We start from the raw sequence: 14383 nt of genomic DNA on the forward strand, positions 1-14383 counted from the left end.
GAACGTCGTTGCTTTGTTAAAGCGTGTGCAAAAGTAGAAATTGTTTTTACACTGGCAAAGAAAAATGAAAAAAAATGGCAAAAAAAATGCATTTCTTTTTTTTCGGCGTAAACGTACGTGAATAGGGGCTTGGGGCCGTTTAAACATAAAATGATTTTGTTTTAAATCAGAGCTATTTTAACTCCTTTTTATGTGATTAAAAACCAGAAGGTTTCGTTTTTCGATTCATTCGGATTGAAATCTAAATCATAAATATCGAATCAAATTGTTTAATAAATTGTTTTTAAAAATTAAACAAAATAGTTTTTGGTCTGTTATTTAACTCATAGAATTTAGAAACAGAAATTAGAGAAGTTATGAGTTACAGGGAGGAAATAATATTTACCAACGCTGATAAGCTAAACGGTAAAACCAATGGGAAAGAGAAGTATGATATTATAGGCGATAATCATATTGCAACATCAATCGATACACCAATGCGTGCTGATGCTTTTGAGTTGAGCGACGAACGAAAAATGGAAATCATTGAAGACAAGTTTCGCGATATCATGGAAACAATGGGGCTCGATTTGAATGATGATAGTTTAAGTGGAACGCCGCATCGTGTTGCTAAAATGTTTGTTCAGGAAATATTCAGTGGATTAAATCCTGCCAATAAACCAAAAGTCTCTGTCTTCGAAAATAAATTCAAATACGGCGAAATGCTGGTAGAAAAGAACATCAACATGAATTCTACTTGCGAACATCATTTTCTGCCGATTGTAGGAAAAGCACACGTTGCTTACATTTCGTCAGGCGAAGTGATTGGTTTGAGCAAAATAAACCGAATTGTCGACTATTTTGCGCGCCGTCCGCAAGTGCAGGAACGTTTAACGGTGCAAATTGCCAACGAGCTTAAAACAATACTTAAAACCGATGATGTGGCCGTTGTAATCGATGCCAAACACATGTGTGTATCATCGCGTGGAATTCAGGACGAAAGCAGCAGTACTGTTACTGCCGAGTATTCCGGTAAATTCAAAGACAGAAGTGTTCGCGAAGAGTTTCTGAAATATGTAGAACTTTAACCCTTTGCTTTTATGTCGAATGCCATCAACACCTGACCGTGTCGTTGGTATAAAACTCCGTCTTTAATAACAGGGTGGGAGAAATGCTCTTTTGCTCCTTTTGTGATTTTAAAATCGCTGACTTGATTCATTTTTCCGGCTGCATCAAAAGCGACCAATGATAAGGTACCATTTTGACCATAGTAATAAAGCATGTCGTCGGCTGCAATAACAGCGCCCCAACCTAATTTTAGTGAATCGCTTAATTCGCCGCTTGTAGCATCAATACTTCTGAAGAACTTTTTTGAGGTGGCACTGCCGTATAAATGATCTTCAATTTTTACAATACCACCCATGTAGCTGTCGAAACCTTTATTACGCCAAACTTCCTTAATCTCAGTTCCATCTTCCGAAAGCTGAAGTTTTACACCACAGTTGCCGTCGCCGGCAGCGTAGTAAATGTATCCTGAGTCGTAGATAACACAGTTGCTGTGTGTATCGCCCATTCCCGGTTGACGTTTGTCGAGCGGAACATTATCCTGTGCATGTGTCCATAATAATTCGCCTGTTTCTGTATCAAAGCCCATCATATTATAAGCCGAATAGGTAACAAAAATGTGTCGTGTTGGAAGTTCTATCAACGTGCCGGGATTGTAACCCGATCGTTCGCTGTGTCCTGCATTGCTCCACAATAAATCGCCGGTAAAACGATTTAAGCCAACCACATTGTATTCTTTTCCGCCGGGTGCCCAAAATACTTTGTCGCCATCAATAACAGGTGCTTCCGAATGACCGAAACGTGGGTAAATACCATCAAAATCTTCTACGAATCGTTTTTCCCAAACCAGTTCTCCATTCGAGCGATTCAGACAAAACAGATTTCCCATTCCCGAACCAATATAAATTAAATCGTCGACAATAGTTGGTTGCGAGCGCGAACCCGGATAGCTGGTTACCCATTCCTTTCCAAAGGGTACTTCCCACTTTTTCTGCCCGTCTAAATCGAAACAAAATAAAGTGGCAGTGCTGTCGATAGCTCCGCTTATAAAAATCTCATTGTCGGTTACTGTTGGCGATCCAAATCCATCTCCAATACCTTCAACAGACCAAAGTTCGGCTGGTCCGTCTTTTGGCCATTCTTTTAGAAGGTTTTCTTCGATAAAAATCCCTTTGCGGTCTTCGCCGCGCCACTGGTAAATTTTGGTCTTGTTTGAACTACACGAAAAGGCAATAAGGCAGATGAAAAGCAGGTACAAATTCTTCATAACAATTGATTCGGTTTTTTGAAATAAAAGTAAAAGTAACTGCCAAATAATTACAGTTTTGTGCCGAAATTTTAGGCTTTGCCGGCAAAATACTTTTCCTGCATAGCAACAACTGACTCATGAAAATCAGGAAACCGTGTCCAAAGATCTTTATCACAGTCTTTTAGTTGTTTGCACTGAATGCACGAGTCGAACTCTTTAGTAATGGCGCAAGCACGGACCGTACAATTGGTAAGAACGACCCCGGCCGGCTTTTCCGAATTTTTGCATCCGAAACAAAAGATGTTTTCGGCCACGAATGGAATTCCGTAATGCTCTTCTATTTGCCATTCCTGGTAAGCTTTTTTCTTTAGCTCCACATCATTTTTTTCTGAAGCTTCCAAAAATTTACAATCTGACGGGCAGGTATAGCCACAATAATTCAGTTTTTTCGGGTCGGGAAGTTCATCCAGAGGAAAGGTGAATGCAGAAAGTTTTCCTGAAAGAAGGATTGCGCAGCCCGTTACAGAGCTGTTTCGGATAAACTGTCGACGGTTTGATTGAATGGTCATAACTTTTGAATTTTGGTTTAATAATAGAATGACAATTCAAAAGTATAACACCCTTAATCAAGCGATTGTAAAATGCTGAAATTGTTAGGATTGGAAGTCGCGGTAGTTATTCAAAATAAGAATAAACCTCGTCGTAACCTTTCATTTCCATAACATCGGCACGCATTTTTGCAGCGCCCGGAAATGAGTTGAGGTAGATTTTGTAGAAACGTTTCAGAATATTAAAATTTTTGTCGGGACTCCAGGTTTGTTCAAAAAGACGGGTATGATCCAGTAATTTGGCAATGCGGTCTTCCATCGAAATTTCTTCTTTTTCGGGATCGAAAAACCAGGGATTATGGAAAATCCCACGACCGATCATTACACCGTTTACGCCTGTTTGTTTTACTCGTTCCAGTCCTTGTTCAAACGACATTACATCGCCGTTGCCATGAACTGGAATATGTGGTTTTAATCTGTTTTTCAATTGAACGGCTTTTGCAATTTCCTCCCAGCTTGCATCGCCATCCGATTGCATCCGTTGCGTGCGGCCGTGTAAAATAATAGCTGCAGGATCAACTTCCAGTAGGTTGGCAATCCAGTTCTCTGTAATGTGCTCCTTTATTCCGGTGCGGGTTTTTACACTTACGGGTAGGTGCGTACCTTCTTTTGTGGCCAGGATTATTTCTTTCGCACGTTCCGGTTCTCCAATCAAAGCGCTGCAGGCTCCAATTTTAAATACCTTTTTTACCGGGCAGCCCATGTTGATGTCGATTCCATCGAAATCGTAATTTTCGGTTATATATTTGGCAATGTTCTTGTAAATCTCCGGGTTGCGTCCCCAGATTTGTGCTATTATTTTGATGTTGAGTTTTTTAAGCAAAGCTCGTTCCGATTCATTTACGATCAATCGTTCCGAAACACGTTCACGGCCAACCGGATGATTCATTCCTTCAACAGACGTGAACTCGGTAAAAACCATGTGCAATTTTCCCGGTGCTGTCATTCCCATTACGATTTCGCGAAAAACCGTATCGGTAACATCCTCCATGGGGGCCAGCGAAAAAGCCGGACCATCAAACTCTTGCCAAAAATTGTTCATGCCGCAAAAATAGGAAATGTATATAAATGCCTCAACGTCATTCCGAATTTAGTTCGGAATCTGACTTCCGTTGTATGAAGATCCTGAAACAAGTTCAGGATGACGTTTAAGATGCTTTTTATTGCACGTTTAATTTGTTTTCTTCTACTCGCATTAAAGAAAGGCTTTTTCTGAATTTGCGGCTGTTGCCAAAACCGATACGTAAATCGGATGGACGACCAATTCCCTGCATTTTTTCGTCGGAACATTCGGGTGTGCAGCAACCATGGTATTTCTCGGCACACTCGGGGCACTGAATAAACAAAATATGACAGCCTTGATTATCGCAATTGGTATGTGAATCGCAAGCTTTGCCACATTGATGACATTTTGAAATGATTTCGCCATTTACACTTTCGCCTAAACGTTCGTCGAATACAAAGTTTTTACCAATAAATTTTGAATCGAGCTTGGCCGTTTTAATCTGGCGAGCATATTCGAGAATCCCTCCGTGTAACTGGTTTACATCCCTAAATCCCTGGTGTTTCAGGTATGCACTTGCTTTCTCGCAGCGAATTCCGCCGGTACAGTACAGCAGCACTTTTTTATCTTTTTTATCTTCAAGCAGGTCGGTAACAATTTCCAGTTCTTCACGAAAAGTATCCGCTTCCGGGCAAATTGCACCTTCAAAATGACCGATCTCGCTTTCGTAATAGTTACGCATGTCGACAACAACGGTATCTTCCTGTCCAATGTATTTGTGGAACTCAACACCCGACAAGTGTTTCCCAACGTTGGTTACGTCGTAGACATCGTCGTCTAAACCATCGGCAACCAGTTTTGGACGCACTTTTATGGTTAGTTTGTAGAACGATTTTCCATCGTCTTCGATGGCATATTTAATCGGAATGTTTTGCAGAATCTCATGTTTTTTTAAAGTCTCCACAAAAGCATCCCAGTGGTGTTCGGGCACACTCATTTGTGCGTTAATTCCTTCGCGGGCTACATAAATACGGCCAAAACATTCCAACGGAAACCAATCGCGGAAAAGTTCATCCCTAAATTCGTTTGGATTTTCCAGAATGTAATATTTGTAAAACGAAATCGTTTTGCGCTGAAAAGTTTCTTCATCCAGCCTTTTTTTTAGTTCTTCCTTATTTACCCGGTTGTATAAAAACATGTTACCTACGTTTAAAATGCGCGGCAAAAATACACAAATTGACAAAAAGAGCAAAAAAGATGATTTATTCTTTAATGCGTAGCATTTTCGGAATACTGTTTTTCTTATAACTTTATACGACTTCTTAGTACGATATCAATAATCTAAATAAAACCAAAATGAAAAACCTGTACTATCTGCTAATCCTTGTATTACTCTCGGGAGTTTCCTGCACAAAAGAAGATCCAAAAATAAAAGCGGCAGAAGACTACATCGAACAATTACGTGTTGAAAGTGAATCGGTAGGTTGGACAGCAACTGTTTCGATTGATAATAATATTGTTTTTTCGAAAGGTTTTGGTTTGGGTAACTACGAGCAACAGGTAGCGGTATATCCGGAAAAAACAAAGTTCAGAATAGGAAGTATTTCAAAAGCACTGACTGCCGCAGGATTGGGCATTTTAATTGACGAAGGAAAGATTGATCTTGATGCTCCGGTTCAGAAATATGTACCCGATTTCCCGGAAAAGAAATACCAAATAACTACGCGTCAGGTGGCCGGACATTTGGCTGGAATAAGACATTATAATGGGGACGAATTCCTCTCATCAAAGTTTTATCCTACGGTGAAAGAAGGTTTGGAGATTTTTATGAATGACACCTTGTTGTTTGAGCCTGGAACACAATACAGTTATTCCAGTTACGGATTTAACCTTTTAAGCGCAGTAATGGAAGGGGCGTCGGGCGAGGAGTTTCTGCAATTTATGCAAACGCGTGTTTTTAATCCTATTGGAATGACCGAGACAACAGCCGAACGTATGGATTCGCTTATTTTGTTTCGTTCAGGTTATTATGATATGGATAAGGGTAAAATTATAAATGCTCCTTACGTTGACAATAGCTATAAATGGGCCGGCGGTGGTTTTATTTCTACCTCGGTAGATTTGGTGAAATTTGGGAATGCAATGCTGAATAATACACTTTTTCCGGAAGAGGTAAAACAACAATTGATTACACCACAAACCTTGAAAAATGGAGAAAAAACAACTTATGGAATGGGATTCTCTTCAGGAACAGATGAATTTGGACGCGAATATTTCGGTCATGGTGGAGGTTCGGTTGGAGGCTGTTCGAATCTTATTATTTACCCAAAAGAGAAAATGGTGGTAGCTGTAATTACCAACGATACCCGGGCTAAAGTGGGGAATGAACTGCATAAAATTGTAGAAATTCTGTTGGGCGAGGAGCAATAAAAAACCCGGAGTATTCGTCCGGGCTTCAATATCTTTTCTGTTCTAATTAGCGATGAATGATCGGATCGGCATTTCCGTCGGGATCGCCATTGACAGTTCCATCTGTATTGGTTGATCCCATTAATAGTACACCTGCTGCGTGTGGCGCAGCCATTGATGTTCCGCTAATGGTATTGTATCCTCCGTCTTTCCAGGTTGACTTAATACTCACACCCGGGGCACAATAATCAACCGGAGGATTACCAAAATTCGAGAAGCTTGCCCAATTATCACCCTGACTCATTGCCGAAATAGTAAAAATGTTAGTCCCGTTGGCACTTGCCGGAGATTTTGAGCTTGCCCAGGTACTTTCGTTTCCGGCAGCCAAAACAAACTTTACCTTACTAGAAGCAGCAACTACCGCATCGTTTAACGATTGAGAAAATCCTCCACCAAGACTCATATTTGCCACATCTCCTAACGCTCCTTTTTCAGCCACGTAATTTACTCCTGCTATTACGCCAGAGTAACTTCCGCTTCCACGGCGATCGAGAACACGAACTGCAACAACCGTTGCTCCGGCAGCAACACCAACAACACCTTCGGAATTATCTACTGCTGCAATTGTTCCGGCAACATGCGTTCCATGTCCGTTTTCATCTTCTGCTCCTTTACGAGAATTTGTGAAATCAGTACTCAGATCAGGATCAACATTTAAATCGGGGTGATCCAGATCAATTCCCGAATCAATAATCCAGGCCACTTTGCCGACCCCGTTGCCAGCTCCGCCAACACGGGTAATTCCCCATGGAGTTTCCTGTGTTGAAGTTCCGCCGCCAGTGTCGCCACCGTCGCCTTTGTTCGGGCCTTTTCCGGGAGGAGGAGCCAATGCAATAACTTTATCGGCCTCTATGTAGGCCACCGAAACATCGTTTTCGAGTTTCTTCAACTGTCCGGGAGCAATTTTTACCGAGAATCCTTTTAAGGCCGTGCCGTAAACGTGGCCAATTTCACCATCCGTAATTCCGGCTCGTTCTAATATTTTTGCCGATTTGGCTTTTACAGCATTTTGTTTCTTTTCGTAACCTTTTAACTGTGCTAATTCTGCTGTTAAGTCGGCATCGTTCAGTACAACTATGTAGCTGTTTTTTGCCGATGTTGCAGATTTAAGTTCAATGGAATCTTCACCAGCGTCGACGGTGATAAGTGAATCGCTACACGAATAAATTAGTGCTCCGGCACAAAACAGAGCAAGAATTTTTAACTGCAATTTTTTCATAAAGGTATGTTTTTAGTGAGTAAATTAATTTTCAGCGTTTTGTGTTCAATTCCAAGCATAAAAAAAGCTGCTTGTAAAATACAAACAGCTCTTTTATTGATTTTGTTTAAAACCTATTTTATCAGTTCATTCACTTTCTTTATAATCTTATTAAATTCTTCTTCTTCAAAACCAATAGAAGCGACTGCAATTTTTCCGTCTTTATCGATTATGAAGTTACGTGGAATGTTTTGTTTGGCGTATTTCGAAAAAATAGCACGATCCGGATCGGGATAGAAGGGCAGCGAATAATTGTTGTCGGCTTTAAATTTGTTTACCGTTTCCCAATCGTGTTCGCGACCAATAACCAAAACTTCAAAATTTGTGTTCTTCTTCAGCTTTTCATACACCTCTTTTTCAAGGTGCGGTAATTCTTTTCTGCATGGTGGACACCACGTGGCAAAAAAGTTAACCCAAACAACTTTCCCTTTCAGGTCAGAAAGTTTTTTTACCGAACCGTCTTCCATGGTTATCGTGAAGTCGGGTGCAGTGTCACCTTCTTTAACCAGGGTAAATTCGTCCTGGGCAAAAGTACTCATGGCAAAAATTGCCAATAAGGTCAGCATCATCAGTTTTTTCATGTTACAGTTTTTGTTTTTTTACAATTTGGCACTAATGAAATCATATGTCCTGAAAACAAAAACACCCGCTTAAATTTAAGCAGGTGTCTTTATTTTCTTTTAAAACCTTGTTGCCGAAATTCGGTTTTTGCAATTAATTTAGTTTCTAACGTCTTGAATGTCGAATGATGATTAACGAATTCTGATTGCAGATGTATAATGTATTACAATGTAGCAACTCTCTTAACGATCATAAATCTAAAATCGTTAATCGAAATTCATCATTCATTCTATACTATCAATATTTGTTCTATGTTCAGAAACCGTGAGTTTTACTGCTTTAAGGTTCTATCTTTGTCTTTTTAAGCTTGCTTCAAAAAATCATTAACGGCAGTTTCAATGCGGTCTTCAATTTTCGAAGTGTCCGATTTTACAAATTTATCGCCGGTGATATTTTCGTACAATTCAATGTATCTTTCTGAAACCTCGTTAACAAACGATTCAGGAATGTCAGGAAGTACATCGCCATCGCGGCCCTGGAAATTGTTTTCCATCAACCACTCGCGAACAAATTCTTTCGAAAGCTGCTTTTGGTTTTCGCCTTTGTCAAAACGCTCCTGGTAACCATCAGCGTAGAAATAACGCGATGAATCAGGTGTATGAATTTCGTCGATCAGGTAAATCTGACCATCTTTTTTACCGAACTCGTATTTGGTGTCTACCAGAATCAAGCCCATTTCATTGGCAATTTCGCTACCACGTTTAAACAGTGCCAGCGAGATACGCTCCAGTTCTTTGTAATCTTCTTCCGAAACCAATCCTTGTTTGATGATCTCTTCGCGCGAAATATTTTCGTCGTGAGCGCCTTGCTCAGCTTTTGTAGTTGGCGTTAATAGTGGCTCAGGAAAAGCCTGGTGTTCTTTCAAACCTTCAGGAAGTGGAACGCCGCAAATGTCGCGACCACCATTTTTGTACAATCTCCACGAACTTCCGGTTAAATAACCACGCACGATCATTTCTACCGGGAAAGTTTCGCAAAAATGACCCACTGTTACGTTTGGATCGGGTGTTGCTATTTTCCAGTTTGGAACAATGTCAGCAGTGGCATCCAAAAATTTCTCTGCAATCTGGTTGAGTACCTGGCCTTTAAAAGGAATTCCTTTTGGCAGTACCACGTCGAATGCTGAAATACGGTCGGAAACAACCATCACCAAAAAGTCGTCGTTGATGTTGTAAACGTCGCGAACTTTACCTTTGTAGTGGCTTTTTTGTCCCGGAAAATTGAAACTTGTTTTTGTAAGTGCGTTACCCATTTTGTTGAATATTTATTGTTGTATTTATACTTCTTGTCTGTGTTAAAAATCTTTGTCGTCTGTATTACAAATTTAGCTGGTTTTTGTTTAAATCAGAAAATTGTAAAACTGATAAATTGTGAAATTGCATCTTCTTTCAACGGTTAACAAAGTCAGGCCAGTTCTACTGGTCTCTACTTTCTTTCGGATCAGTTTTTATCTCGAGTTTCTCTTCAGCGTGTTTATCATACGCTTCAACAATGTCGCGAACCAGCTTATGGCGAACAATGTCTTTTTTATCAAAATATATAGTTGAAATATTTTTGATGCCTTTTAAAATCCGTAAAGCCTGAATCAGTCCCGAATTACTTTTCCGTGGAAGGTCGATCTGCGTAACGTCGCCGGTAATAATAAATTTGGCGTTCAGTCCCATTCGCGTCAAGAACATTTTTAGCTGATTAACCGTGGTGTTTTGTGCTTCGTCGAGAATTACATAGGCATTACTTAATGTTCGTCCACGCATAAAAGCCAGCGGCGCAATTTGTATGGTGCCGTCTTTCATAAATTCTTCCAGCTTTTTCGGCGGAATCATATCCTGCAGCGCATCGTAAAGCGGTTGCAAATACGGATCGATTTTATCCTTTAAATCGCCGGGAAGAAAACCTAAATTTTCACCTGCTTCCACTGCCGGTCGACTCAGAATGATCTTTCGAATCTCTTTGTTTTTTAATGCGCGAACCGCCAGTGCAATTGCGGTGTAAGTTTTACCGGTTCCGGCCGGGCCAATGGCAAAAATCAAATCGTTTTTACCGTTGCTTTCTACCAGCCGGCGTTGGTTTGGTGTTCGCGCCCGAACAGGTTTTCCACTGTTCCCAAATACAATAATATCCGGCTCGTTGTTGCCGTTTTCTTCAAACGATGAAATTCCTGAGTTCAATAACTCGTGAATGATTTCTTCGGTAAGCGAGTTGTATTGATAGTAATGGTCGAGGATGAGGGCGAACTTCTTCTCAAACGCTTTTATCTCTTTAGGTTCTCCCTGCACGAACAACGCATGACCACGTGCAGTGATCTTAATTTTTGGGAAAAGCCTTTTAATCAGTTCAATTTTTGAATTGTTTACTCCGAAAAACTCAAGGAGATCAATTCCTTCCAGTAAAATTTGTTTATCCAATGTTTGTACTTAAATAATTGAGCAGGGCAAATTTACGAAAATAAATCGCCACTTTCGAATGATAAGGTACATCGATTGTCAAATTCTGACAGAGATCACAAGAATTAGTTCGTGTGGTGAATTCTAATTTCTAATTCACCTATTTCGAGAACATTTTTACGATCCATAGAATCAGGTATAATCCCAGTCCTACGCCAAAAAATAAAACGCCAATCACAAATGCAATTCTTATTGTTTTTACGCTCCAGCCGAGTTTTCCGCTGAGCCATTCCGATACGCCTAAAATCATAATGTGTTTTCTTTAGTATTTTGATATGCAATATATTAAATTCTTGTTGAGATGCGGGCATAAAATGATGTGAGAATTTTAAAAATGAACTTTTAATTAAATGCGTGTATTAACACCAAAAAATATGCGCACAAAGTCGGTTGTACAAATTACAGGTCTGTTGGTTTTTCTAATTTCTTTAACTCTTTATGTCTTATCGCTGGAACCCACAACCAGTTTCTGGGATTGTAGCGAGTTTATACTTTCGGCATCCAAATTGGAGGTGAATCACCCGGCAGGGGCACCGCTTTTTATGTTGATGGGGCGTTTGTTTTCATTATTGTCATTTGGAAATCCTCAAAAAATAGCCTGGACCATCAATTTAATGTCGGGCTTATTCAGTGCATTAACCATCTTTTTACTTTATCACGTTATTGTAAAGTTGGTCTCCAAAATGTCGGAATCACAGCTTGTGATTATCGGAAGTGCGGTTATTGGCGCTCTAAGTTTTGCTGTTAGCGATTCGTTTTGGTTTTCGGCTGTAGAAGGCGAGGCGTATGCGCTTTCCATGTTTTTTCTCATCCTGTCGTTTTGGGCTGCATTAAAATGGGACGAACATTTCGGACAACCGGGAAACGAAAAATGGATTCTGTTCTTAGCCCTGATCACCGGTCTCGGAATTGGAGTGCATTTATTGAATTTGCTGGTACTGCCATCGGTGGTAATGATAATGGGAATTCGAAAATACGGGTACTCAGTAAAGAATCTGATTGTGTTCTTCGGGCTCGGGCTGATTGTTTTGTTGGGAGTATTATATGTTTTAACGCCGCTGGTTTTATTTCTGCTTTCACGTTTCGATTTGTTCTTTGTTAACCGGCTAAGTTTACCACTTCATTCGGGAACACTCTTCGGAATCTTGTTTATTCTTGCTTTACTGGCTGCACTGATATTTTATTTTAAAAAGAAACAGAAATCGTTTTATGAACTGTCTACATTGTCATTGTTGTTTGTATTGCTTGGGTTCTCCGTTTATGCTGTAAATATTATTCGCTCATCGGCAAATCCACCTGTAAACTTTGGTGAGCCAAATAACATTTTTTCGTTGATCAACTACCTGAACAGGGAACAATATCCGAAACGGCCGTTGCTTTACGGACAAAACTACAATTCGCCTTTATTAGATGTGAATGAACGTACTTCGTATGATTTTATTAATGGTAAATACCAACCGATAGATCTTGCTCCTGATTACGAATATGACGAACGGACTTGCACCTGGTTTCCGCGCATGTCGAGCAGCGATGAAAACCATATAAAAGCCTACAATAGTTGGATAAATATTTCGGGGAAGCGCGTTGTGGCGAAACAACGAAATGGGGAACAAAAATCTATTATTGTTCCACGCTTTTCTGACCAGCTAAAGTTTTTTGCCCGCTATCAGTTTGGATTTATGTTTGGGCGCTATTTTATGTGGAATTTTGTGGGCCGCCAAAACGACCGGCAAGGAAAGGGGAGCATTTTAAATGGCAACTGGCTTTCAGGAATCGATTTTGTCGATAATGTTCGGCTTGGGTCACAGGATAAGGTACCAGGCTGGCTAAAAAGCAATAAGGGGCGAAATACCTACTTTTTTCTTCCGCTGTTGATGGGATTGTTTGGGGCTTTCTATCAATACAAAACCAATCGCGAAGCCTTTTTTATTGTGCTGGCACTGTTTGTTATGGGCGGACTTGGGCTTACGGTTTATATCAACGAAATTCCCATCACACCACGCGAGCGCGATTATGTTTTTGTCGGAGCATTTATGGCCTTTTCTATTTGGGGAGGTTTAAGTTTGGTGGCAGCAGTGAATCTGATTCAGCAGAAAATAAAAAATACAAAAGTTGCCGTGCCCGTTTTGTTGGTGTTGCTCTTGGTGGGGCCGGTATTAATGGCTTCTCAGAATTTTGATGATCACAATCGTTCGGGCAGGTACGTTGCCCGCGACCTGGCTGAGAATATCTTAAAATCATGTCCTCCAAATGCCATTCTTTTTACCAGTGGCGATAACGATACTTATCCGCTGCTGTATTGCCAGGAAGTGGAAGAACTGCGCACCGATGTGCGAATTGTAATCATGCCATTTTTAGCAGCCAACTGGTTTATCAATGGTTTGCGAAATCCGAAATATAACGATGCCGGTTTAAAAATGATACTGGCTCAGGATAAATACGATCATGGTGAACTGGCTTATGTTCCTGTGCTAAAACGATCGAACCGAGATACTTCGTGGCAAGAGGCGCTCAATTTTTTGAGCCTTGAAAGCAACAATGCAAAAGTAACATTGAACTCCGGTGAGCGTGTAAACTTTCTTCCTATAACCAAACTAAATATGCAGGTGGAAGCCGATGGGATGAGTGGTAAGATCCCGGTGTCAATCGAAGGAAAGAATGTGCTGTACAAACACGAGCTGGCATTTTGGGATATTATTAGTTCGAACGCTGCTGAACGTCCAATATGTTTTGTGTCGAAAAATGAGGCGGTGAACCATGGTTTGGGGGCCTATTTACAGTGCGAAGGTTTTGTTTATCGCCTCATTCCTGAAAAGGGCAATTCAAGCAGTGCTTACTCCATCGGGAAATGTGATCCGGAAGTTATTGCAGATAAATTGATCAATAATTTTAAATGGGGAAATATTTCTGATCCTTCGGTGTATGCCGACTGGAATACAAACGTAAACCTGAATGTTTTTCAGGCCCGTAATACTTTTAATGAAGTAGCGGCAATGCTTCTTCAAAAAGGGGAGAAGGAAAAAGCTTTTCAGATGCTTCAGAAGTGTGCCGAGGAAATACAACTATCAAAAATTCCACATGATATTTTTACTATTAAACAGGTCGAATTAATGTTCGCAACGGGACATGCAAACGAATCGCAAGACTTATTTGAAACATTAGAGAAGGATGTAACCGAAACACTCGAATTTTATGAAAGTCTGAATGATGAGCAACAACTTAGGCTAAAAGAGGAGATTCAGCGGGAATTGTATTACCTGAATCAATTGATCGTTGTTTCCTCAAAATTTCAAGATCAGACAATACGAAATGAGCTGGAGCAGAAAATGGAACATTTTTATCAGCGATTAATGAAAGTTGCATCGTAACAAAACCTGGGTGAATAGAAATTTCTTCTTCCGAATGTTTAGTCTCTTTATTACCGTTGCTTTTAATCAGTTTGGAAATCGAGCAGGTATCCGCAAAAAATGGTGATGTTTGTGATGAATCGATATGATAAGGCATTGTATTCAAAGTAGTATCCTGCATTTGCTGAAGGATCGGTGTTTCTACATTTTTAATGTTAACCAATGAAAAAAGTAATACAACCGAAACCATTGCTGCTTTTAACGGAAGGTTCGACCATGAAAAAAGCCAGGCAAACAATCCAAGGAAGGAATTTTGGGTGGTTTTATAGCGGCTGCTTTT

12 protein-coding genes are annotated in these 14383 nt (G+C 40.3%); 3 read left to right on the plus strand and 9 right to left on the minus strand.

The annotated features are described in order from the left end of the window. Positions 1 to 356: 356 nt before the first annotated feature. On the plus strand, positions 357 to 1067 hold the full coding sequence (gene folE, locus SLH46_RS07740) for a GTP cyclohydrolase I FolE (RefSeq protein ID WP_320280598.1): 711 nt from the start codon (positions 357 to 359) through the stop codon (positions 1065 to 1067). On the opposite strand, the gene SLH46_RS07745 is transcribed toward folE, so the two are convergent. The 4 genes from SLH46_RS07745 to trhO all read right to left on the minus strand — a co-directional run bounded on the left by SLH46_RS07745 (position 1064) and on the right by trhO (position 5102). Continuing rightward, positions 1064 to 2311, minus strand: coding sequence for a PQQ-binding-like beta-propeller repeat protein (locus tag SLH46_RS07745; RefSeq protein WP_320280599.1), 1248 nt, complete (start codon positions 2309 to 2311; stop codon positions 1064 to 1066). The two genes, folE and SLH46_RS07745, sit on opposite strands and share 4 nt — an antisense overlap. Before the next feature lie 71 nt (positions 2312 to 2382). Further along, positions 2383 to 2862 carry a DUF3795 domain-containing protein gene (locus tag SLH46_RS07750; protein ID WP_320280600.1) on the minus strand — a complete coding sequence of 160 codons (480 nt, stop codon included), beginning with the start codon at positions 2860 to 2862 and terminating at the stop codon, positions 2383 to 2385. Between the two features lie 106 nt (positions 2863 to 2968). Beyond that, complete coding sequence (locus SLH46_RS07755; protein ID WP_320280601.1) at positions 2969 to 3943, minus strand: tRNA dihydrouridine synthase; 975 nt, start codon at positions 3941 to 3943, stop codon at positions 2969 to 2971. Positions 3944 to 4061: 118 nt separating this feature from the next. After that, positions 4062 to 5102 carry an oxygen-dependent tRNA uridine(34) hydroxylase TrhO gene (trhO, locus tag SLH46_RS07760; protein WP_320280602.1) on the minus strand — a complete coding sequence of 347 codons (1041 nt, stop codon included), beginning with the start codon at positions 5100 to 5102 and terminating at the stop codon, positions 4062 to 4064. Between the two features lie 158 nt (positions 5103 to 5260). On the opposite strand from trhO, the gene SLH46_RS07765 reads away from it, so the two are divergent. After that, positions 5261 to 6334, plus strand: coding sequence for a serine hydrolase domain-containing protein (locus tag SLH46_RS07765; protein ID WP_320280603.1), 1074 nt, complete (start codon positions 5261 to 5263; stop codon positions 6332 to 6334). A gap of 46 nt (positions 6335 to 6380) precedes the next feature. On the opposite strand, the gene SLH46_RS07770 is transcribed toward SLH46_RS07765, so the two are convergent. The 5 genes from SLH46_RS07770 to SLH46_RS07790 form a co-directional block, all read right to left on the minus strand. After that, on the minus strand, positions 6381 to 7592 hold the full coding sequence (locus tag SLH46_RS07770; RefSeq protein WP_320280604.1) for a S8 family serine peptidase: 1212 nt from the start codon (positions 7590 to 7592) through the stop codon (positions 6381 to 6383). Positions 7593 to 7705: 113 nt separating this feature from the next. After that, entirely contained in the window at positions 7706 to 8212 is a 507-nt protein-coding gene (locus tag SLH46_RS07775; protein ID WP_320280605.1) for a TlpA family protein disulfide reductase, read from the minus strand. A gap of 341 nt (positions 8213 to 8553) precedes the next feature. Continuing rightward, positions 8554 to 9504, minus strand: a complete 951-nt coding sequence (locus SLH46_RS07780) for a phosphoribosylaminoimidazolesuccinocarboxamide synthase (protein WP_320280606.1) — start codon at positions 9502 to 9504, stop codon at positions 8554 to 8556. 163 nt (positions 9505 to 9667) lie between these two features. Beyond that, complete coding sequence (locus SLH46_RS07785) at positions 9668 to 10657, minus strand: PhoH family protein (RefSeq protein WP_320280607.1); 990 nt, start codon at positions 10655 to 10657, stop codon at positions 9668 to 9670. Between the two features lie 139 nt (positions 10658 to 10796). Then, positions 10797 to 10946: a PspC domain-containing protein gene (locus tag SLH46_RS07790; protein WP_320280608.1), complete on the minus strand. Its 150-nt coding sequence runs from the start codon at positions 10944 to 10946 to the stop codon at positions 10797 to 10799. Between the two features lie 124 nt (positions 10947 to 11070). On the opposite strand from SLH46_RS07790, the gene SLH46_RS07795 reads away from it, so the two are divergent. Continuing rightward, positions 11071 to 14064: a DUF2723 domain-containing protein gene (locus SLH46_RS07795; protein ID WP_320280609.1), complete on the plus strand. Its 2994-nt coding sequence runs from the start codon at positions 11071 to 11073 to the stop codon at positions 14062 to 14064. Positions 14065 to 14383: the final 319 nt, after the last annotated feature.

The organism is Draconibacterium sp. IB214405, from assembly GCF_033963885.1.
Lineage (GTDB): Bacteria > Bacteroidota > Bacteroidia > Bacteroidales > Prolixibacteraceae > Draconibacterium.